23 protein-coding genes are annotated in these 21,449 nt (G+C 54.4%); 11 read left to right on the top strand and 12 right to left on the bottom strand.

Annotated features, from left to right (window positions below):
* Window positions 1–177: 177 nt before the first annotated feature.
* Window positions 178–942 (top strand): SDR family oxidoreductase, encoded by a 765-nt coding sequence (locus tag ACO6S1_RS07855; protein WP_422345759.1) that lies wholly within the window; start codon window positions 178–180, stop codon window positions 940–942.
* A 137-nt stretch (window positions 943–1,079) separates the two neighbouring features.
* Here the strand turns inward: ACO6S1_RS07855 and ACO6S1_RS07850 are convergent, their stop codons facing one another.
* The 6 genes from ACO6S1_RS07850 to ACO6S1_RS07825 all read right to left on the bottom strand — a co-directional run bounded on the left by ACO6S1_RS07850 (window position 1,080) and on the right by ACO6S1_RS07825 (window position 6,270).
* Window positions 1,080–1,475 carry a limonene-1,2-epoxide hydrolase family protein gene (locus ACO6S1_RS07850; protein WP_422345758.1) on the bottom strand — a complete coding sequence of 132 codons (396 nt, stop codon included), beginning with the start codon at window positions 1,473–1,475 and terminating at the stop codon, window positions 1,080–1,082.
* An 11-nt stretch (window positions 1,476–1,486) separates the two neighbouring features.
* Entirely contained in the window at window positions 1,487–2,509 is a 1,023-nt protein-coding gene (locus ACO6S1_RS07845; protein WP_422345757.1) for an NADP-dependent oxidoreductase, read from the bottom strand.
* Window positions 2,510–2,619: 110 nt separating this feature from the next.
* Window positions 2,620–3,789 (bottom strand): acyl-CoA dehydrogenase family protein, encoded by a 1,170-nt coding sequence (locus ACO6S1_RS07840; protein WP_422345756.1) that lies wholly within the window; start codon window positions 3,787–3,789, stop codon window positions 2,620–2,622.
* 51 nt (window positions 3,790–3,840) lie between these two features.
* Window positions 3,841–4,986 (bottom strand): thiolase family protein, encoded by a 1,146-nt coding sequence (locus ACO6S1_RS07835; RefSeq protein WP_422345755.1) that lies wholly within the window; start codon window positions 4,984–4,986, stop codon window positions 3,841–3,843.
* A gap of 12 nt (window positions 4,987–4,998) precedes the next feature.
* Window positions 4,999–5,406, bottom strand: coding sequence for a Zn-ribbon domain-containing OB-fold protein (locus ACO6S1_RS07830; protein WP_422345754.1), 408 nt, complete (start codon window positions 5,404–5,406; stop codon window positions 4,999–5,001).
* A gap of 93 nt (window positions 5,407–5,499) precedes the next feature.
* Entirely contained in the window at window positions 5,500–6,270 is a 771-nt protein-coding gene (locus tag ACO6S1_RS07825) for an SDR family NAD(P)-dependent oxidoreductase (protein ID WP_422345753.1), read from the bottom strand.
* A gap of 93 nt (window positions 6,271–6,363) precedes the next feature.
* Here ACO6S1_RS07825 and ACO6S1_RS07820 point away from each other — a divergent pair, with 93 nt between their 5' ends.
* Window positions 6,364–6,744, top strand: a complete 381-nt coding sequence (locus ACO6S1_RS07820; RefSeq protein ID WP_422345752.1) for a nuclear transport factor 2 family protein — start codon at window positions 6,364–6,366, stop codon at window positions 6,742–6,744.
* A gap of 16 nt (window positions 6,745–6,760) precedes the next feature.
* Here ACO6S1_RS07820 and ACO6S1_RS07815 read toward each other — a convergent pair whose 3' ends face one another.
* From ACO6S1_RS07815 to ACO6S1_RS07805, 3 genes are all read right to left on the bottom strand, one after another.
* Window positions 6,761–7,900 carry an acyl-CoA dehydrogenase family protein gene (locus ACO6S1_RS07815; RefSeq protein WP_422345751.1) on the bottom strand — a complete coding sequence of 380 codons (1,140 nt, stop codon included), beginning with the start codon at window positions 7,898–7,900 and terminating at the stop codon, window positions 6,761–6,763.
* A 15-nt stretch (window positions 7,901–7,915) separates the two neighbouring features.
* On the bottom strand, window positions 7,916–9,127 hold the full coding sequence (locus ACO6S1_RS07810) for an acyl-CoA dehydrogenase family protein (RefSeq protein ID WP_422345750.1): 1,212 nt from the start codon (window positions 9,125–9,127) through the stop codon (window positions 7,916–7,918).
* Window positions 9,128–9,224: 97 nt separating this feature from the next.
* Entirely contained in the window at window positions 9,225–10,226 is a 1,002-nt protein-coding gene (locus ACO6S1_RS07805; protein ID WP_422345749.1) for an NADP-dependent oxidoreductase, read from the bottom strand.
* Window positions 10,227–10,348: 122 nt separating this feature from the next.
* On the opposite strand from ACO6S1_RS07805, the gene ACO6S1_RS07800 reads away from it, so the two are divergent.
* The 5 genes from ACO6S1_RS07800 to ACO6S1_RS07780 all read left to right on the top strand — a co-directional run bounded on the left by ACO6S1_RS07800 (window position 10,349) and on the right by ACO6S1_RS07780 (window position 14,674).
* On the top strand, window positions 10,349–11,344 hold the full coding sequence (locus ACO6S1_RS07800) for a Kelch repeat-containing protein (protein ID WP_422345748.1): 996 nt from the start codon (window positions 10,349–10,351) through the stop codon (window positions 11,342–11,344).
* A gap of 173 nt (window positions 11,345–11,517) precedes the next feature.
* Window positions 11,518–12,501 (top strand): thiamine pyrophosphate-dependent dehydrogenase E1 component subunit alpha, encoded by a 984-nt coding sequence (locus tag ACO6S1_RS07795; RefSeq protein WP_422345747.1) that lies wholly within the window; start codon window positions 11,518–11,520, stop codon window positions 12,499–12,501.
* Window positions 12,498–13,490: an alpha-ketoacid dehydrogenase subunit beta gene (locus ACO6S1_RS07790; RefSeq protein ID WP_422345746.1), complete on the top strand. Its 993-nt coding sequence runs from the start codon at window positions 12,498–12,500 to the stop codon at window positions 13,488–13,490. The genes ACO6S1_RS07795 and ACO6S1_RS07790 overlap by 4 nt, the downstream gene beginning before the upstream one ends.
* A gap of 2 nt (window positions 13,491–13,492) precedes the next feature.
* Window positions 13,493–13,726, top strand: a complete 234-nt coding sequence (locus ACO6S1_RS07785) for a biotin/lipoyl-containing protein (protein ID WP_422345745.1) — start codon at window positions 13,493–13,495, stop codon at window positions 13,724–13,726.
* 135 nt (window positions 13,727–13,861) lie between these two features.
* Window positions 13,862–14,674, top strand: coding sequence for a helix-turn-helix domain-containing protein (locus tag ACO6S1_RS07780; protein ID WP_422345744.1), 813 nt, complete (start codon window positions 13,862–13,864; stop codon window positions 14,672–14,674).
* Window positions 14,675–14,680: 6 nt separating this feature from the next.
* Here ACO6S1_RS07780 and ACO6S1_RS07775 read toward each other — a convergent pair whose 3' ends face one another.
* Together ACO6S1_RS07775 and ACO6S1_RS07770 are read right to left on the bottom strand one after the other, a co-directional pair.
* A complete protein-coding gene (locus ACO6S1_RS07775; RefSeq protein WP_422345743.1) occupies window positions 14,681–15,088 on the bottom strand; it encodes a PaaI family thioesterase in 408 nt (135 codons plus the stop codon).
* Window positions 15,089–15,092: 4 nt separating this feature from the next.
* Window positions 15,093–16,673: an aromatic ring-hydroxylating oxygenase subunit alpha gene (locus ACO6S1_RS07770; RefSeq protein WP_422345742.1), complete on the bottom strand. Its 1,581-nt coding sequence runs from the start codon at window positions 16,671–16,673 to the stop codon at window positions 15,093–15,095.
* Between the two features lie 225 nt (window positions 16,674–16,898).
* Between ACO6S1_RS07770 and ACO6S1_RS07765 the strand changes: the two genes are divergently transcribed.
* The 4 genes from ACO6S1_RS07765 to ACO6S1_RS07750 are packed head-to-tail and all read left to right on the top strand — an operon-like array spanning window position 16,899 to window position 19,664.
* Window positions 16,899–17,528, top strand: coding sequence for a glutathione S-transferase family protein (locus ACO6S1_RS07765; protein WP_422345741.1), 630 nt, complete (start codon window positions 16,899–16,901; stop codon window positions 17,526–17,528).
* Window positions 17,525–18,073, top strand: coding sequence for a VOC family protein (locus tag ACO6S1_RS07760; RefSeq protein ID WP_422345740.1), 549 nt, complete (start codon window positions 17,525–17,527; stop codon window positions 18,071–18,073). The genes ACO6S1_RS07765 and ACO6S1_RS07760 overlap by 4 nt, the downstream gene beginning before the upstream one ends.
* 2 nt (window positions 18,074–18,075) lie before the next feature.
* Window positions 18,076–18,864: a ThuA domain-containing protein gene (locus ACO6S1_RS07755; RefSeq protein WP_422345739.1), complete on the top strand. Its 789-nt coding sequence runs from the start codon at window positions 18,076–18,078 to the stop codon at window positions 18,862–18,864.
* A gap of 41 nt (window positions 18,865–18,905) precedes the next feature.
* On the top strand, window positions 18,906–19,664 hold the full coding sequence (locus tag ACO6S1_RS07750) for an SDR family NAD(P)-dependent oxidoreductase (protein WP_422345738.1): 759 nt from the start codon (window positions 18,906–18,908) through the stop codon (window positions 19,662–19,664).
* Window positions 19,665–19,841: 177 nt separating this feature from the next.
* On the opposite strand, the gene ACO6S1_RS07745 is transcribed toward ACO6S1_RS07750, so the two are convergent.
* Window positions 19,842–21,422 carry a fatty acid--CoA ligase gene (locus tag ACO6S1_RS07745; protein ID WP_422345737.1) on the bottom strand — a complete coding sequence of 527 codons (1,581 nt, stop codon included), beginning with the start codon at window positions 21,420–21,422 and terminating at the stop codon, window positions 19,842–19,844.
* Window positions 21,423–21,449 lie beyond the last annotated feature (27 nt).

Raw genomic sequence — 21,449 nt, 5'->3', positions numbered from 1 at the left:
TTTGCAGACGCTCTGCTAGCCAATTTGATAGCAAACATGCAAAACTGTGATATTCCCGCAACATTATGCCCGGTGTGGATCGAGAACACGCAACGGATACTAGCGATAATGGGTATTGCTATGATGGAGGAGATCGCCCCCAATACCGTCTGAAACTGATGTTTTTGGGGAGCTGTTATGGGCCGTTTAGAGGGTAAAATTGCGATTGTCACAGGTGCCGGATCCGGCCTTGGCAAAGCGATCAGCGAGACATTTGCGGCCGAAGGCGCCAAGGTGGTCGTCACCGATGTAAATGCCGAAAGCGTCGACGCCGTGGCCGCTGCCATCGGCTCTGGCGCATTGGCTCTGCATCAGGATGTTGCCGACCAAAAGCGCTGGCAGGAAGTGTTTGACGAAACCGGAAAAACCTTCGGGACGCCGCATATTCTGGTCAATAATGCAGGCTTGGTCATTCCTGCCACGATCGAAGATTGCACGCTGGAGCAATTTCGGCTGACCAATGCGGTCATGCTAGAAGGCGTGTTTCTCGGTTGTCAGACGGCGGTGAAGGCGATGAAGACGCAAGACGAGCCCTGTTCGATCATCAATCTCAGCTCGATGGCAGCGCTACAGGGCTATGCGCCTTTCCTCGCCTATACCGCTGCCAAAGGCGGCGTGCGGTCGATGACCAAATCCGTGGCGCTACATTGCAAGGTCGAAAATTATCCGATCCGCTGCAACAGCCTGCATCCCGCCGGTATCGACACGCCGATGGTCCGGCAGCCGTCAGTCGGTGCCGATGGCGATGCCACACCGGCAACCGGCATGATCCCGCTGGGCGGATTGGGCCATCCCAATGATGTGGCGGAATTATGCGTCTATCTGGCGAGCGACGCCTCGCGCTTTATGACGGCCGGGGAATATCCGGTCGACAACGGCGCGCTCTATCAGCCCCATCAATAAGAGTCAGCGCTTGTAAGTGGCTCCGGCCCGAACCCGTTCTCAATGAGCCGGTCGCAGTGCGCTTATGGTATCGAACTGTCCTTCGACAAGCTCAGGACGAACGGAAATTGGAATGATCGCGCGTCAGGTCGAGCCTATCAAGGCGCCTTGCCTGCCAGAACGGCCGCCACCTGGCCCTGAAATTCGGCAAGATCAAAATAGTCGCGCCATTTGGCAATCTTGCCATTTTCAATTTCAAAGGTTCCCATCACGCGGATGGCAATCCATTGATCTGCCATTTTGAAACGATCCGTTCGCTCGGTGAGCACCACATCACCATTGGTCGCAATGGCGTGCACATCCCATTGCGCCTCGTCAAAGTCGAAAGCGCCACCGCCAAAAAGCGCTTTGACCTCGGCTATGCCATTGCATGGCTCCATCGGGATATTATGATAGAAAATATCGTCGGCCATCGCGGCGTAGATGGAATCATAGTCGAGATTGTTCCAGCTTTCGATAAAGTCGAGAACGATTTTTTCAGCAGCATTGGACATGATTGAAATTCCTATTCTTGTGGTGAGACATCCAGAATCATTTTGCCTTGATTGCCGCCAGAGAACAGCTTCATGAAGGCATCATAGCTGTTCTCGATGCCTTTTTCGATATCCTCATCATGCTTGATTTTGCCCTCGGCCAGCCATTGCCCCATTTGCGCAATGCCTTCGGGAAAGCGCGGCGGATAGTCACGGACCAAGAAGCCTTTGATCGTCGCCTGACGCGAGATGAGATACCACAGGTTTCGCGTGCCCACGGGCTCCGGGCTGTTATATTCGCTGATCAATCCGCACAGCACCATCCGGCCATATTCGTTGATCGATGCGATACCGGCATCCATAATTTCACCACCAACATTTTCCCAGATCAGATCCACGCCGCCGGGCGCGGCGGCGGCGATTTCAGCCTCAAGCTGCGCCTGACTCTTGCCGCGATAATCAATCGCTGCATCAAAGCCATAATCATCGACAAGTTTCGCACATTTGTCTGCGCCGCCAGCAATACCGACCACCCGGCAGCCCTTGATCTTGCCGATCTGTCCGACCAGCGAGCCAACCGCACCCGCCGCGCCGGTGACGAGCAACGTCTCGCCCTCTTTGGGTTTGCCGTCATCGATCATGCCGAAATAGGCGGTCATGCCGACAGCGCCCAATACGGAGAGGAAATTGGTCGGTGATGGGACCAGAGATGCGTCGACAGGGGCGGTAAAGCCGCCAGCCTGACAAACTGAATATTCCTCCATTGCGGCCAAGCCAACAACCCATTGACCTTCGGGAAAATCGGGATTTTTTGAGGCATGGACCCGGCCCACAGCACTGGCCGTCACCGCCGCGCCCAAGGCGATGGGCGGCATATAGCTTTCCGCATCACTCATCCATCCGCGCTGGGCTGGATCGAGAGAAATATAGTGATTGCGGACGAGAAACGAACCATCTTCCAGTTCCGGCAGGTCTTCTTCCACCAGTGCGAAATCGCTCGGCTTGGGTTCGCCATCAGGGCGACTTACGAGCGTGAATTTGCGGTTCTTGGTCATTGGTTTCTATATCCCATTACTGCTTTTATTTTCAAATTGCGCTCACCCTGAGCCTGTCGAAGGGTCCTATCGGCAACATGCTTCGACAAGCTCAGCATGAGCGCATTGGTCTAATGTCCCTGTGCATGGGATTTCTTGATCTTCTTGGCGAGTGACCATTTGTGCACTTCGGTCGGTCCGTCATAAACACGAAAGGCGCGCACTTCACGGAAGACCTGCTCCACCACCGTGTCTCGGCTAAGGCCAGTGCCGCCCATGACTTGCACGCATTTATCGGCAATGCGGAACAAGGCTTCGGACACTGCGACTTTCGCCATCGAGCTTTCGGTCGTGCCAATATCGCCGGTATCCAGAACCTTCGCGCACCAGTCAATCATCAGCTCCGCCTGCTTCAGATCAATCTGGTTTTCCGCCAGCATGAAACCTACGCCTTCATGATCCACCAGCGGCTTGCCAAATGCCATCCGCTTACAGGCATAGTCGGTTGCGATTTCCTGCGCCCGATCGCAACAGCCAAGCCAGCGCATGCAATGGGTCAGCCGCGCTGGTGCCAGGCGGACCTGCGCATATTTGAAGCCTTCACCGCTTTCACCCAGCATCTGGTCAGCGGGCACGCGCAAATTATCGATATTCACCACCGAATGGCTTCCGGGCATGGAGCTGTCGATGGTATCGAGAACCCGTTCGATGGTAATCGCCGGATCGGGCAAATCGACAAGGAACATGCAGGCGCCATCGTCGGATTTTGCCATGACAATCCCGACGGTCGCGCCTTTGGCGCCGGTGATGAAAGTCTTCCGGCCGTTGATAACCCAATGATTGCCATCGGGCTTGGCCGTCGTCTGCATCATCATGGGATCGGAACCCGCGCCATTTTCACTGGCCGGTTCGGTCATGAAAAAAGCAGAGCGCGTGGTGCCTTCGATCAGGGGTTTGAGGAAATGGTCCTTCTGTTCCGGCGATGCGCATTTGCCGAGCAAATACATATTCCCCTCATCCGGTGCGAACGTGTTGACGGCCAGCGGACCGAGTGGCGACAGACCCGATTTGCGCAGCACAAGAGCGGTTTCGAGATGCGTCAAATGACTGCCATCGTCGCGGATATGCGGGGTAAGGACGCCAGCCTCTTTGGCCAATGCCCGCATTTCCTGAACCAGTTCATCAGTGGGGCCGTGGTCTTCGCAACGCGGGTCTTTTTCATAAGCGAAAATTTTATCACGGACGAAGGTTTCGACTTTATCGGCAATCTCACGGGCTTCGGCACTAATTTCGTGGTTCAATGTTTTTCCTTAAATATTTTAGCAACGTGCTCCAGCAAATAGAACAAAAATTCAACGCTGCAATATCGTCACAGCCGAGACACCCGGCGCACCATAGACCTGCGTGTATGCCGTCTTGGGATCGCCCGGTACCTGACGTTCGCCTGCGGTGCCGCGCAGTTGCACGACATTTTCATAGACCTGCCGCAGGCCGGAGGCACCAATCGGTTCTCCGCAAGCCAGACAACCGCCATCGGTATTCACCGGCAATGCGCCGTTTATCTCGGTCCGCCCTTCGATCAGCCATTTTTCCTGATCACCATGAGGACAGAATCCGTTTTCAGCCATGTGCATGATTTCAGCACCTGCCTCGGTATCCTGAAGCTGAGCGACATCAATATCTTCCGGCCCCATCCCCGCCTGTTCAAAGGCAGCCTTGGCCGCGAGTTCGGTCGCTGTGCCGCCCCGCTCATTATCAATGGATGCAGCGAACACCTCAAACGACCCCGGAGGACGGGTACGCATGACCGAAGTTTTCAGGCGGATCATCGGCCCGCCCAATTCCTTGGCCTTTTTCTCGCTCGCGAGGATCAGCGCAACCGCGCCTTCGGCGGGTGAACAGAACATATATTTGTTGAGCGGATCGCTAATCATCGGCGCATTCATGATGGTTTCGAGATCAACCTCGCTGCGTCGCCATGCGTGATCGGTTTTCGCACCATTGCGAAAGGCTTTTTCCGAAACCCGCCCCAGCGTTTCGGTGCTCAGGTTATTCTCGTGCAGATAGCGCATGATCTTTGCGCCGAAAAACTGTGTGGTCAGCATATAGCCGGCTTCGCCATACCAGTTGGGCAAACCGTAGGCCGCCGGATCGGCGTTAAATGCGCCGCGCGGATGCTTGTCGAAACCGACCGCCATGCCCATTTCATATTCGCCCGACTTGATCGCGCTGGCTGCGGCATTGAGTGCCGATCCACCAGTCGCACAGCCATTGGAGACATTGATAAACTGGATGCCGGTCAACCCCAGCTTCGAAACCATGGTGTCAGCGGCGCCAGAGGCAGCCGAGCCGCCAAAGGCAAATTCGATATCTTCCCATTCAATGCCGGTATCCGCCAAAGCCTGTCTTACGGCGTAAACGCCCTGATCCATCCCATCGCGGCCTTCGGTTCGGCCAAAGGGATGGATACCTGCGCCTACAATACATACGTCGCTCATCTCAAAATCTCCTCAAACCGGCTGGAAAGCGTGAATCATAACTTGTTCGTCAGCAGGGGCATCGGGGTCTAGCGGGATTGCCGTCAGCTCGACTTCCATCCCGATTTTCACATCTTCCGGCTCCACACCCGTCAGCCGCGATTCCACCATCGTCTGGCCGGGCAACGACACATAGGCCACCACATAGGGCTTAAAATTCATCGGATCGGCGGGCCCCGCATAAGGCGTCTTGGGCGGAAAGCGTTGTACCGTATAGGTCCACACAGTACCGCGGGTCGCCAAGGCTATCGGCTCAATATCGTCATTCGGTGTCAGCGGCAGCGGGAAAAATATATGCCCCGTCTGCTTGTTCCGTGCACCGACCAACGCGGTCATATTCTCATCTGTGAACAGATTATCTGCGATTGGCTGTGCGCCCATTCGCCCTCTCCTTTTCTATGCCGTAGCATTAGGCCAAAGCCGGTCGGCCAATAACTGCCAAAACGGCTAGTTAGATTTTAACAGCCCGCCAACTCAATAACCCGGATGCACAGCCAGCATCCCCCCGTCGACGAGCAAATCACTGCCGGTCACAAAAGCTGCATCCTCGCTCGCCAGATAAACCGCTGCCCCCGCCATATCCGCGCCCTCACCCATGCGGTTCATGGGCGACATTGCGGCGACCCGATCATAAATGTCCGGCACCACTTGCCTGGCCGCATCGATAATCCCGGTATGGGTCCCGCCCGGCACGATATTGTTGCAGCGGATGTTGAGGCCCTGCTGCGCGCAATGCACGGCCACGGACCGGGTCAACATGCGCACAGCACTTTTGGAGGCGGTATAGGTTACATCTCCGGGAAGTGCCGCAAAGGCCGAGGTGGAAGCGATATTGATGATCGAACCGGATGATCCGCCGGGATTCTGCTTCATCGCCTTAATCGCATTCTGACAACCGAGCATCACACCGGTCAGGTTGATGCCGAGCAAGTGATGCCAGCTGTCCAGATCAATATCTTCTATCGACTTGGCTGCAACGATGCCTGCATTGTTGACGAGAATATCGAGACGGCCAAATTCCGATTGCGCCCTGGCCATCACCGCCTGCCAGCCCGCTTCGCCCGCAACATCCTGCTCGACAAAAAGCGCACCGGCATCATCTGCAACCTGTTGGCCAGGCTCCATTTGAACATCGGTGGACAGCACGTTCGCGCCCTCTTGCGCAAAGCGCTTGACCATCGCTGCGCCAATGCCACTGGCGCCACCGGTGATGATGGCCGTTTTCCCCTGCAACCGCTCCGTCATATCCATTCTCCTCAAGTCCCTATCAAATTAGGGAGACGCCTGTGCCCGCTATGCGCCTCTATCATTCATGCCATAGTTCAGAAAGGAAGCCCGATGCCAACGCCCGAACATATGACCGAGATCGTCAACCGCTATATGGCAGCCATTAATGCCGGCGACATGCACGCGGTCATGGACCTTTATTCCGACAATGCTGCGGTTGAAGATCCTGCTGGTACGCCGCCGAAGACGGGAGCCGATATTCTGGCATTTTACCAGAATGCATTTTCCGGTGGCGCGAAAGTGGAGCTGACCGATAGTATAAGAATAAGCGCGAAAACTGCGGCCTTCCCGTTTAGGGCAGAAATTGGCCAGGCGGACGGCAAGGTCCTGATCGTCGAAGTCATCGACATTTTTGAATTTGATGAGGCGGGTAAAGTTGAAAAAATGACGGCGCATTTCGGCCCGGCAAATATTACGATGCGCGAAGGCTAGGCCGTCTTCCAAGGGGTCAATAGCCGGAGCGCTTCGCCAGCCGATCCGCATGGAAACCGGCATCACCGAACATCTGCTGGGCGACGTGAACCCGCTTGAAATAGAGCCCGACATCATATTCGTCGGTTACGCCAATGCCGCCATGCATCTGGATCGCCTCCTGGGTAGACAGTTGCGCGGTCATGCCAGACTTGGCTTTCGCCATGGAGCAGGTGGCCGATGCGCTTTCAAAATCATCGTCAAGCAATTGTAAGGATTTCAGAACCGCTGATTTGGTCATTTCAATTTCTGTCGCGAGATGCGCAGCGCGGTGCTGCAATCCCTGAAACGAACCGATTTTCTGACCAAATTGCTCCCGCTCTTTCAGATAGTCCGTGGTGATCGCAAAAGCCTGCTGCGAGGAACCGGACATTTCCGCGCCCAATACAGCGCGGCCCGCTGACAAAATGCCCTCCAGCGCTTCATAGCCGCCGTCTACTTCGCCCAATATATCATCGCCTGTCACTTCAAGGCCATCGACCTTGATATTGGCGGCATTGCGGCTGTCGACCATCGGCGTGTGGGTGCGTTCTATCGCCGCTGCGCCGGCATCAACCAGAAACAACGTAATTCCTGACGGATCGTTGGTTTCGCCTGATGTGCGAGCCGCGATGATCAGTTTATCGGCGACATGGCCGTCTGCGACAAATGTCTTGGCACCAGATAATTTATAGCCGTTGCCGTGCGGTGTAGCGGCAAATTCGATATGCTCCGGGCGGTGGCGGGGCCCTTCATCGACAGCCAATGCGAAGAGCGTCGAACCATCGCAGATTGAACCCAGATACCGCTCTTTCTGCGTTGCTGTGCCATAGCGCTGTACAGCGGTTGCACCCAATACCGATGTCGAGAAAAACGGTGACGCTGTCAGGTTACGCCCCATTTGTTCAGCCAATACCCCGGCGCCAACATAACCAAATTCGCTGCCGCCAAATTGCTCATCCACTATTATTCCGGCCCAGCCCATGTCGGCCATTTCTTTCCACAAATTCCGGCAAAAGCCGTCCGGGTTCTTGCTATCCCTAATTTCACGAAATGCCGCAACCGGTGCGTTTTCCGTCAAAAAACCATTAGCCGCATCCTGCAGCATTTCCTGTTCTTCGGTGAGAATTAGGGACATATCTATCTCGCCTTCTTATGCGCTGGGCAGTTCCAAGACGCGCTTGGAAATAATGTTGAGTTGGACTTCTGTGGTCCCGCCGAGGATGGAATAGGCTCTGTTATAAAGCCATGTATTGGCCAGACTGTCATATTCAATACCATCAGGACCAATGGTGGCCGCCTCTGTCCCGCCTATATCCATGCGCAATTCGCTGCCCTTTTTGGTCAATTCAGAGGCAGCATATTTCAGCATCGACGATTTTGCACCAAGCCCATTGCCGGCATTGGCTTCATCATTCATCCGCTCAACGGTCAATGTATAGGCCCAGTCATCTATTTCGGCCTGCGCGATTTTCTGGCGGAGGGCGGGATCATCCAAGCGACCCGCAGCGTCGAGACCGATTTTTTCTGCCGCATGCCCGCCAAGATTTTCCGGACCCTTTGCCCCGCGAAGCGGCGACATTGTACCCAGCATACCACGTTCATGGACAAGCAGGTTTTTGGCAACATCCCAGCCGCGGTTCACCTCTCCTACAACTGACAAATTGCCATCACCATAGGCTTTGGGCACTTTTACATCGTCAAAGAAAGTCTCACAAAACGGGGAATGGCCAGAGATCAGGACGATTGGCTTCACACTGATCCCCTCACTCGCCATATCGATCAGGATGAAGGTGATGCCCTTGTGTTTGGGCGCATCGAAATCGGTCCGCACCAGACAGAATATCCAGTCAGAGATATCGGCATTGGACGTCCAGATTTTTTGACCATTGATCAGCCAGTGATCGCCTTTATCCTCGCATTTGGTCTTCAGCGAAGCCAGATCGGAACCGGCGCCCGGTTCAGAATAGCCCTGACACCAGCGAATTTCTCCGCGCGCGATACCTCTGAGATGCTGCAGCTTCTGTTCATGGCTTCCATAAGCCAGCAAAGCAGGGCCCAACATCGAGATGCCGAAATTGCTCAGCGGCTTGCGGGCATTGATCCGGTCACGCTCTTCGGTGAGGATTTTGGCTTCGTCCGCCGTTAGCCCGGCACCGCCATATTCCTTCGGCCATGTGGGGACCGTATAGCCCTTGGCCAAAGCCGCCTCGAACCAGCTTTTCTGTGCATCGGACTGGAACTCCCATTGACGACCACCCCAGCATTGATTCTCTGCCGTGATGTCTCCATCGCGCATTTCTTCCGGGCAGTTTTCTGCCAACCAAGCCCGTGTTTCCGCGCGAAATTGTTCCAAATCGCTCATAATTTGCCTCTCGTAATCAAACTGTCATATTGCAGACGGTTAAGGGCTGGCACTGCGTAAATAGTTAGCCTGACAGAAGATCCAGCCCAATAGCGCGTCAATCCAGCCGCAGCATCTGCTTGCCGAAATTCTGGCCTGCGAACAGCCGCTTCAGGGTATTCGGGATGTTATCAAACCCTTCCTGAATATCTTCCTTGAAGGTGATTTTGCCTTCCTTGATCCATTGCCGCATGCGTTTCTGCGCTTCGGGATATTCGCTCGTATAATCGAGCACGATAAAGCCGGACATGGTCCCGCGCTTGAAGATCAGATTGAAGTAATTTTCCGGGCCAGCTGGCATATTACCTTTTTCATAGCGGGAAATTCCACCGCAGATGACAACGCGGGCATGCATGGCGATATGCGCCAAAGCGTCGTTCAGGATCTTGCCACCGACATTATCGTAAAAAACATTGATCGACTGGTTGCAAAGCTCTTTCAGCTTTGCGCGGACATCTTCATTTTTATAGTCAATCGCATGGTCATAGCCGACATCACCAGTCAGCCAGTCGCACTTTTCCTTTCCACCCGCGATACCAATGGTGCGGCATCCAGCAATTTTCCCGATCTGGCCAACCATCGAACCGGTTGCACCTGCTGCGCCTGATACCACCAATGTATCACCAGGCTGTGGCCGGCCATGTTTCAACAGGCCGAAATAAGCGGTCATACCGGTGGTGCCCAGCGCGCCGAGATTGGCGGCCAGCAGTTCATCGTCGGGAACCTTGTTCAGTTCACTTCCCGGAACCATGGCATAATCCTGCCAGCGGAGCATGCCCATGACCTTGTCGCCAACAGCAAATTTCGGATCACGCGACTCGACCACGGTTCCAACACCGCTGCCCCGCATCACTTCACCGATCTCAGTTGGTGCGACATAGCCACCAATATTCTCCATCCAGCCCTTTTGCGCAGGATCGAAACCGAGAATCTCGTTCTTGACCAGCACATGGCCTTCGGAAACTTCAGGAACGGGTGTCACAACTTTCTTGAAGTCATCGTCAACCAGCCCGCGTCCCTTTGGGCGTCCGTTAATCAGCCACTGTCTGTTGTCAGTCATTATCTTCTCCCGTTACGCAATATGAGCAGTCTGATAGATCACCGATAGTCCATCACATAACTGGCAGCTTTGATAGCAGTCAAAAGGATAGAGAATTTCCGATTCTATGGCATATCAAGCCAATGAAGAAATTTTTTACCTTCACATTATTGCTAATCCTCCTGCTGATCGGAGGCGGATTTCTGATCCGCGCCTCCCTCGGCTGGAATGATGGAATGCGCGAAGCCCGATCGGAAATTCACGCGACAACGCTCAACGGAAAACTTTACGTCGCGGGCGGGATCGGACTGTTCCGGGTGCTCGACAGCTGCGAAGCGCTGGATCTCAAATCGAACAGCTGGTCAGACTGCGGCAAACTCCCGCGGGCCCTGCATCATGTCGCGATGGCGGCAGATGAGCAGCATGTCTATGCGTCTGGGGGATATGTCGCGCTCCCGTTCAAGGCGGACCAAAAGGCCGGGCTCTTTCGTTATGATCCGGCGACCGGTGCCTGGACCGAGATAAGCAAGCTGCCGCATCCCATCGGCCAACATGCGATGACCCATTTTGGCGGCGCGCTTTATCTGATTGGTGGGCAGGATGAAGGGACCGATCTCAACTCTATATGGCGTTATGATATCGCGGCTGACACATGGTCGGCACTGCAACCGATGCCGACAGCGCGTCACTCCCATGCCATCGCCCGCGCCGGACCCTTGCTATATGTCACCGGCGGACGCAGCGCCGAATTTGGCACCGAGATGAAGCAGGCCGACGTGTATCATTTGACCGAAGACCGTTGGGAGAATCTGCCGGATATGCCGACTGGACGGGGAGGACATGGGGCTTCGGTAAGCGGAAACAGGTTGCATGTATTTGGCGGTGAATCGCTTAGCAGCGGAACAGTGCTTTCTGATCATGACATATTGAATCTTGAGACAATGCAATGGTCTGCCGGTGAGCCACTGGATCAGCCACGTCATGGCTTTGCGGTCAGCGATAGTGAAATAACAGGCGACATTACAATTGTCGGCGGCGGAGCCCGGCCGGGGATAGAAACCATTTATTCCGTAACCGGTACGACTCAAAAACTGGCCATCAAGCCAAAGGTGTCAGTCTCTGATAAAACCGGAAAATGATCCGGATTTCTGGGCCACCGTTCCGCAGGCGCAAGTGCTGGATCTGAGCGGCCCGGGTACAATCTGACGAACGTCCTACTCCCTATAACAATAGTGGCGAGCGCTCCTGCCTGCGCTATGAAGAATTGATAGCAATTTCCCCGACAGAGGGTGACCATTAGAGGAGCGAAGCCTTGAGCGATACACAGATGGCAGACAAAGATGTCCTGATCGACATTTTCACCCGTGCAGACCTGATCATGCAATCGGATATCAAATTCCGCAAAATGATCGGTGCCGGACAGCTACAGATTGTCTATTATCCCGTGCGCGGACAGGAAGTTGTTTCTTCCGCTATGATGGCGGCGGTCAATCAGGAAGATTATCTCGTCACGATCTATCGCGGTCTGCATGACCAGCTTGCCAAAGGCATTCCTTCAAAAGACCTCTGGGCTGAATTTGCCGGCAAAATGGCGGGCACCTGCAAGGGCAAGGGCGGCCCGATGCATATCACGCACCCTGAGACAGGCGTTATGGTCACCACCGGCATTGTCGGTTCGGGCATTCCGATCGCCAATGGCCTGGGTCTGGCCAGCCAGCTGGAAAAAGACGGTAAAGTAACGGTCTGCTGCTTTGGCGATGGTGCCTCCAATATTGGTGCCTTCCACGAAGGCCTGAACATGGCGCAGGTCTGGAAGCTACCGGTGATCTTCCTGTGCCAGAACAACCTCTATTCCGAACATACACCGATGGCCTTTGCCACCAGTTCGGAAACGATCAAGCAACGCGGCGAGGGACTTGGCATGCGCTCGGTACGGGTGAACGGCAATGACGCTAGCGAAATGTACGCAGCCGCCAAAGAAGCGGTGGAATATGCGCGCGCCGGAAACGGACCAACATTGATCGAAGCAATGACCTTCCGCTTTCATGGCCACCTGCTCGGTGATACCGGCCATTATATTCCTGAAGCGGAAATGGAACAGGCGCTGAAAGACGATCCGATGCCGATCCTCCGCCAGCAACTGCTCGACATTCAGGTGAGCGAAGCGGACATCGCAGCGATAGAAGCGAAAAACAAAGAGATTATTGACGAAGCGGCGCAGTTTGCGCTCGATGCGCCTTACCCTCCCGGCGATGAATATCGCATCGATGTACTAGACGTGGAGATTGCAGCATGAGCGACGCACCAAAAGAAATTATGTTTGCACAAGCCTGCAACATGGCGATGGCCAAAGCGATGGCCGACGATCCCAAAGTCATCCTGCTCGGTGAAGATATTGCCGACGAACAGGGCGGCGGTGTTTTCAAAGTAACAGCTGGCCTATCCGCACAATTTGGCACGGACCGGGTTCGCTCGACGCCGATTTCCGAGCAAGCCATTGTCGGCGCCGCGGTCGGTTCCGCATTGGTCGGATATAAGCCCGTCGCGGAAATCATGCTGATGAACTTCATCACCGTGGCGATGGATCAGATTGTCAATCATGCAGCGAAATTGCGGTTCATGTCCGGCGGCCAGACGAGTGTACCACTGACCATTCGCACCACAACCGGTGCTGGCACCGGCCTTGGCGGGCAGCATAGTGATATGCTCGAAGCATGGTTGGCCCACGTTCCCGGGCTGAAAGTCGTCGCCGCCTCCAATCCGGCAGATGCTTATGGGTTGCTTTATTCTTCGATAATGGACCCCAATCCGGTGATCTTTATCGAGAACACGCCGACCTATTTCACCAAAGGTCCGGCGCCAGCGCCAGATCATGTCGTACCACTTGGCCTGGCCTCCGTTCCGCGCGAAGGCAGTGACATCAGCTTGATCACCTACAGCCGCGGCGTCGGGGCATGCCATGCCGTTGCCGAAAAGCTCGCTGGTGAAGGCATTTCCTGTGAGGTGGTTGACCTACGCACGATCGCGCCATTTGACGAGGAAACCGTGCTGAAAAGTGTTGCGAAAACCAAGGCTGCAGTGGTTGTCCACGAAGCGGTGAAGAATTTTGGCACAGGCGCTGAAATTTCATCCCGCATCCACGAAGAATTATTCTCTGAACTCAAAGCGCCTGTTGGCCGGGTCGGGTCGGGCTATGCACCGGTACCGTTCTCGCCCGCCATCGAAAAGGCATGGATGTTCAGTGAAGATGATATCGAACGCGAAATTCGCAAAATATTGGGGTAAAAATGGCTACTGAAATACGCATACCGAAATTGGGCTTCAGCATGGAAGTCGGGACGCTGGCAGAATGGCTTGTGCCCGATGGTGCGGATGTTACCGAAGGGCAGGAAATCTATGCCCTGGAAAATGACAAATCGACTCAGGAAGTCGAATCGCCAGCAACCGGCAAGTTGAAAATCATCGTCAGCACAACCGGCGAGGAATATCCCGTTGGCGAGCTTATCGGAACCATCGAATAACCATCTGCGAATGCGCTAACTGCGCCCCTATCAACATTATTAGTAATGTTTGGTTGACTGCAAAACCAAACAACGCGACAAGTGGCGCAAGTCGAGGGTCCAGATACAAGGACTCCGTGGAGGATAAGCGCTGTTATGGCAGAAAATTTTGTTGCAGAAATACCTGATGTTTCGAAGGCTACATTCCGTCGCAATGTAGATAGTGTCACCATCACCAACGCGGCGGAAATTCGTCCAGCCGCGGAGGCGATTCATAAAATAGCACAGTCTTATGGTTTCCGTATTGCGGTCAGCGCGGACATTTCTTCCAAAGCCCATTTGGTCGATGCTGATGGGGAATTGATAAACAAGGATATTTTCGGCTGGATTGCCGAAGGAGAGCGCTGGTGGGAAGATACCCGGCTGGCGCTTAGTTCTCCGCTGCCGCGCGCCTGCCGTTACGAAAGCGAGCCGATCTGGTGCAATGCCGAGGGCTTCCACGGCCATTGGCAAAATGAATATCTTGATGAGATTGATCTCAAGGAATTTTATGAAAGCGGTGCCACCGCCAAATCTGCCATCCTTATCCCGGTGCATCTGCCATTTGGTCAGATCGCAGCGGTGAGTTTCACACCGATAGATTATAGCGTCACCGATCTGAGTGAACCTTACCGGATTTACTCGGACTTTTTATCGATCGTCACCAGCCGCTTTGTTACGGGCTATGTATTGGCTATGCGAAAAAAACACCGGATGCCGACAAATTGCATATTGTCCAAACGCGAGGCGGAATGTCTCCATTGGGCGGCGATTGGCAAGACCGACAAGGAAATCAGCATGATCTTGTCGCTCAGCCACGCAACTATCCGCTATCACGTCAATCGGGCGGGTCAAAAGCTCAACAGCGTCAATCGCGGTCAGACGATTTTCAAGGCCGGCCAACTGGGCTATCTGGGTGCTACCGACTAGCGACAGCTACTGTCGCAAAAGCGCAAAGACCCCTGTCATTGTCATCAGCAACCGGTCACCGGTGACGATTTCGCCATGGCAATAAGCGGTCCGCTTTCCCTTGCGGTCAATATAGGCGTGCGCCACGACCCAGTCTCCCAGTTTTGCTCCGGTCAGGAAGTTGGTGTTTAGGCTGATCGTTGCAATCGGCAGGCGGGGTTTTTCACTGACAAATAATTGATAGCTGAGCGCGACATCGGCCAGGGTGGTAAGCACGCCGCCATGGGCGACTTCGATACCATTTATGTGCCCCTTGGTGATGCAAATGCCGACCGCTATATGATCGGCCTCCTTGCGGGTAAAATACGGCCCGGCGACATCCAGAAATCCAGTGGAAAATCTCGCCGGTTCAAATCCTTCCGGGACTGACGTCAAAGCTTTACTCTGCCGCTTGCAGCTTGGGGCTTTTCGGCGGTGTTTCGCTGGTCAGCCATTTTTCGAGCGTCTCATGGAAATGGCGGATCTTGCTCTCCTGATACTGGGCAAAAATGGAAACGCCATGCGGCTGGTTTTTAACGCCTTTTTGCATACCCTTGTGATTGAGATAATCCTGATTGAATATCTTGTTGAGATAGCTGCCAAATTCCTTCGCTTCTGTATAATCATCATGCAGATCAAGGAAGGTGCATTTTGCCGGTTCCGGACGCTCGGCTCCTTCGGGCAGTGCCACCATGAACATCACTTCGTGCAGCGACTGTTCCGGGTTATCGCCATCCGGCCGAAAACGGTAGAAGATCGGATTAAAATCAGCCCATGGGCTGATATTGGGAAACACGCTGTAGAAAATAGCGTCGGTCAAATCGGCATCGCTAATATCATCGACCATATCGCCCCAGGTTGGACGCATTTCCTCGCGCCGCGCCTGTGCCGCCTCATCGCGCAACTGGTGGGCCGAGACGTCGGTATAGATCATCGGTGTATCTTCTTCTTCTGGCGCGATCTTGCCACCAATCCAGTTACACATGTGAGGGTCAGCAGATTTCAGGTCGCCCTCGATATAATTGGCCTCCATGTCGAAAATACCGCTCTTGCCATTGGGTAGCGAGACCTTGACCCGGTTTTCCTCTAGCCGCTCGAACTTGTGCTTGCTGATCGGGTGAATGAAACTCTGGAAAGCCTTTTGGTCCGGAAAGGCTGTTGGGTCAGGCTTTTCGAGATCCGTATGCGGGCTTGGCGCACCATGCGCAGACATCGCACGCGATACGTTTTGCCAAACGTCATATTTGCTGTTTGCATCAGCAAAGGCCGGCATCAGTTCGGGATGTGTACCGACCACATGATAGGATTCCATGAAGGCTTCCTGCGCGATCTTCCAGTTGCAGGGCAGACGCTTGATCATATGCGCAGCCTTATAGCGGCGCTCGAACGGAATCTGAAAATGCCGGTCAAGATCACCAAGGAAATCTTCCAGCGGTTCGCAATTGGGGTCTGGATTAATAAACACGAAGCCGCCCCACTCGCCAACACGGACTTCTTTCAGGCTATGCGTCTCTTCACTGACACTCGGGAAATCCCACTGACATGGCACTTCCTTCAACTTGCCATCCAGCTCCCATGACCAGCCATGGAACGGGCAACGCAAGGCTTTCTGGCCCTTTTTATGGTGGTCACAAATCGCACGGCCGCGGTGCATGCAGCTATTGGGATAGGCTTTGATCTCGTCTTCCGACACGCGAACGACCAGGAACGACAATCCGGCTATGTCGTATACAAACGTATCACCGACATCCTTGATATCATCTTTATGGCAAGCCATTTGCCAGACACGCTTCCAAAGCATCTCTACTTCGCGGTCGTGCTCTTCCTTGGTCCAGTAGCGGCTGACTTCCACTTCGGTCAGGCCGGGCTCCATCGGAGACTCTTCAAAATAAACATCCGGCGCACGCACTTTGTCGCCTTCCAGCAACTCGGTGTAGGAAATGCCGTTTGACCGATTGTGACCCGTTAACGTCTCGACCATTATTTTCTCCTGAAAACTACTATTATTGACTACCAGACTACCGCAAGACCCTGCAAACTCCACTAGTGAATCTGGCAGCCTTATGCTTGTTCACTTGAATTTCACGCAGCGCAAAACCGGCGATATAACCTAGTGCTTTTGAGAGGACCGTTCGGTCCGGTTACCTGTGTATCCTGCGATCCAAGAAGCAGGTTTTGAGTCTGCCGAAAAAAGGAGAGCAAACCCGTGAAACTCTATTCTAGCCTTGGCCCCAATCCCCGGCTTGCACGCATGTTCCTGGTGGAAAAAGACATTGAGGTGGAGCGAATCCATCTCGACATCATCACCGGCGAAAACCGCAGCGAGGATTATGCCAAAAAAAATGTCATGCAAACCACGCCAACGCTGGAGCTGGATGACGGAACACTGATCAGCGAATCCACGGTCATTTGCGAATATCTGGAAGAGATCAAACCGGATCCGGTGCTGATCGGATCGACTCCGGAAGAACGTGCAGAGACCCGGCGGTGGGCACGCCGGATCGATCAGGAAATCGCCGTACCCATGACGCTTGGATTTCGCGGTGGCGGTGGCCGACCGATGTTTGAGCCTCGCATGAATGTCGTCAGTACCGAAGCTGCAGCCGAACTGTCGGCGATGTCCGACAAGCATTGGATCTGGCTCGATGGGCAGCTTGGAGACAAGGATCATATCTGCCATGACAAACTGACACTGGCCGATCTCGTCGCCTTCTGTTTCATCAAATTTGGTGGCACTGTGGGATGGACGCTGCCCGAGGGCACGGACAATCTGGCGCGTTTTGCAGCCAAGATGGAAGAACGGCCGTCTGCTGAAATCTGGCGCGGCGCGGAATGACCGTCAGCCCCGCTACTCTCGCCAAGCTCGGCACGATCATGCAGATCAGCTATGTGCCGGAAGATTATGATGCTGCACTGGATTACTGGACCCAGAAAATGGGTGCGGGCCCGTTTTTCCATACCGAGGGTGTGCAGGTCGAAAATGTCAAATATCGCGGCGAGCCTTCGGACATCCAGTTTTCGATGGCCATCGGCTATTGGGGCGATGTGCAGATTGAGTTAATCCGCCCGGATAATGATGCTCCATCGATGTTCAAGGACTGGCGCGCCAAGGGGCTGCAAGGCGTGCAACATCTCTGCATCGTAGTCGATGATCTGGCCGAAGCGCGACAGATTACCGAGAGCAAAGGCGGCGAAGTCATTCAGGAAGTCAGCCTGCCCGGCGGTGTTGGCGGTGCTTTCTATGCCGATTATGGCGGTGGTCCCGGCACAATCATCGAATATCTGCAAATCCCGCAGGCGGGCCTCGACGGCTTTGCGGCCATGCGGCAAGCCCATCTCGATTGGGATGGTGAGACCAATCCGGTAATAGGAAAAGAATAGATATGAGTGAATCTCCACCAGAACGCAGGCCCGACCAGAAACCGATAAAATGCGTATTGGTCGCCGCTGGCAAATATCACGACATTGATTTTGCCCGGCTCGAAATATTGAAACTGCTCGCCGAGGATGACCGCATCCGCGTGCGGGTGTTTGAGGATTATGAAAATCTCGAGGCAATCAAAAATGCCGACATATTGATCAGCTATACCTGTGACCTGCTGCCCAGCGAAGCGGCGCAAAAAAACATCCAGGCTTTCGTCAACAGCGGCGGCCAGTATTTTGCCCTGCATGGCACAAATAGCGTCCTGAAGTTCCTCGAAGATGGCAGGGTCGATGCGCCGGATGATATGCCGACCTTTGTCGATACCTTGGGCAGCCGCTTTCTGTCCCACCCGCCGATTATCCCGTTCACCGTCGACAACGCGCAACCGGATCATCCGCTGGTCAAGGGCATTCCCAGTTTTGAAACAGTCGATGAGCAATATCTCGTCGAAACCCGGGCGGAAATCGATGTGCTGCTCGACACCGAATATAATGGCGAGGATGATATTAGCGGCTTTGTGCACAGCGACATCAAGAAGAGCCGCCACCCGGTCTTCTATATTCGCAAAATGGGCGAAGGTGCGGTGCTCTATTTGACCATGGGCCATTGTCGCGGCCATTATGACATGGACCCAGTGCTCGATTGGTGGCCCGAGGTGGACCGGTCCGGTTGGCAGCAGCCGATTATCTATGATCTGCTGCGCCGCGGCATCAAGTGGTGCTGTCAGCCCGCCATAGCGAAATTCTAAACGAAAAACCCAAACCCCAATATCTTTAAAGGAGAGCAAAAATGGATTTAGGACTTAAGGGCAAGAAGGTCATTCTTACCGGTGGTAGCCGCGGTCTAGGGCGCGCTGCGCTAGAGCATTTCGCCAAGGAAGGCGCGGATGTTGCGTTTTTCTCACGCAATGCGGAACAGGTGGCTGCAGCGAAGAGCGAACTGGAAGCGCATGGCGGCAAGGTCTTTGCCGAAGCGTTCGATATGACCGACGCTGAAGGCTATCCCAAATGGTTGGAAAAGGCCGCTGGCGAACTCGGCGGCTGCGATATTTTCATCCATAATGTCAGCTCTTCCGGTGCCGGCGGAACCGGTGACTGGGAAATGACATTCAACACCGACATTATCGGTGCGGTCAAAGCGATGGAGGTATTGGAGCCCTATCTTGAGAAATCAGACGATGGCTCGGTGATCTTCATGTCATCCACCGCTGCATTCGAAACTTTCGTTGCGCCACAGGCCTTTAACGCATTGAAAGCGGCGCTCATCACCTATGGTAGCCAGCTTAGCCAAGCACTTGGTCCCAAAGGGATTCGCGTCAACATGGTTTCCCCGGGCCCGATCAAATTCCCGGGCGGCAACTGGTCGCAGATTGAAGCGGGCATGCCGGACTTTTACAACATGACGAAAGCGGGCTTCGCGCTGGGTGATTTCGGTGAAGCCGATGATGTGGCGCGCAGCGTTGTGTTTCTCGCGAGCCCTGCGTCGAGCTATACCACGGGTGCACATCTCGTGATCGACGGCGGCTTTACGAAACGCGTTCAGTTTTAAGCTATGTTCCTCTCCCCTTGAGGGAGAGGACAGATTTGCTTGTCAGCTCTGCTGAATAGAAAATCTTGGTGAGGGGTTGAGAGGGCGTAACTAATCTCCACCCCTCTCCAACTCGACTAGGCAGACAAGCTGCCAAGTCTCCGTTTCCTCTCCCTCAAGGGGAGAGGATGGAATTGTCTAATTCACCGCCCGGTCTTTGCCTTCCCAATAAGGCGCACGCAATTCGCGGCGCAGGATTTTTCCTGAAGGGTTGCGTGGCAATTCCGGGATAAAGTCCACAGACTTCGGACATTTGAAACCGGCAATATTCGTCCGGGCATGGGCGATCAGATCAGCTTCCGCAATTTCCGCGCCGTCTTTCAAAACCACACAGGCCTTCACCGCCTCGCCCCATTTTTCATCGGGCACACCGATTACCGCAACATCCGCAATCGCAGGATGGCCGTAAATCGCATTCTCAACCTCGGCCGGATAGATATTCTCCCCGCCGGAAATGATCATGTCCTTCACCCGGTCATGGATGTAGAGATAACCGTCTTCATCAAAATAACCCGCATCGCCAGTGCGCAGCCAGCCATCGGCATCGATGGTCGCTGCCGTGGCTTCATCCATGTTCCAATAGCCTTTCATATTGAACGAAGAGCGCGTGGCAATCTCACCTACTTCGCGGGCAGGCAATGTGTTGCCATCTTCATCGATTATCTTGACCTCAACGCCTTGCAACGGCTTGCCAACTGAGCGCATTTTGTCATTGCCATTGGGATCATGATCCTCCGGCGGCAGGGCGACAATCGTTCCCGATGTCTCGGTCATGCCGTACATCTGGATGAATTCGCAACCGAACATGTCGATGCTCTGCTTCATCATTTCCAGCGGAATCGGAGATGCACCGTAAGAGATATATTTGAGTTTGGAAAAATCGACCTCGCCCACCCGTGGATGGTTGAGCAATATCTGGATCGCGGCCGGCACCATGAAAATCTTGCTGATGCCATATTGTTCAATAAACTCCAGCGCCTGGGACGGATCATATTCGCGCACCACGACCGCATGGCCGCCGCTATACATATTGCCAAGGCCCGACCCTGTCCCGCCGATATGAAAGCAGGGCATGGCGAGCAACATGGTCTCACCAGGTTGCGATCGCTGCCAGTCGGCCAAATCATCGTCGGTCAGCTTGGATCGCGCGCCGAAAATCGAATAGCCGGTCATGATCGCACCCTTGGGGTGGCCGGTCGTTCCGGACGTGTAGAGTTGCAGGGCATCGTCTTCCGGCGCACAGGTCACCATCGGGTCGACATCCGGGAACCCGTCACGCCAGGCCGGATAACCGGGAAATTCTTCGTCCGCCTGTTCCGAACAGAAGATGGTTTCGACATGTTCAAACTGCGGCTTGATCTGCTTCACCAAATCGACAAACTCAGGCCCGATGAAGAGAATCTTCGCCTGGCAATCATTGACAATATACGTGACTTCTGGACCCGCCAGGCGCCAGTTGACCGGCGTCATTACGGCGCCAATCTTGGCCGCGCCCAACAATATTTCGAAATAGAGATGGGAGTTTTTGCCCATATAGGCAATCCGGTCACCCTTCTTTACGCCAAGCGATGCCAGCGCATTGGCCGCCCGGCTGCTGCCCGCATCAAGCTGGGCATAGCTCATCTCGTCGCCTTCAAAGGTGAAGACGAGCGCGTCGCCCTGATCCTTGGCCTGTTGCCGGATGACGTCCGCTATCGTGACAATATCTTCTTTCAGCATGTACCTGTCCTAGTTTTTGGCGACCCT

It is taken from the genome of Parasphingorhabdus sp. (genome assembly GCF_965233695.1).
Lineage (GTDB): Bacteria > Pseudomonadota > Alphaproteobacteria > Sphingomonadales > Sphingomonadaceae > Parasphingorhabdus.
The sequence above is the reverse complement of the archived record's forward strand: the minus strand, read 5'-3'. Positions and strand labels throughout refer to the sequence as shown.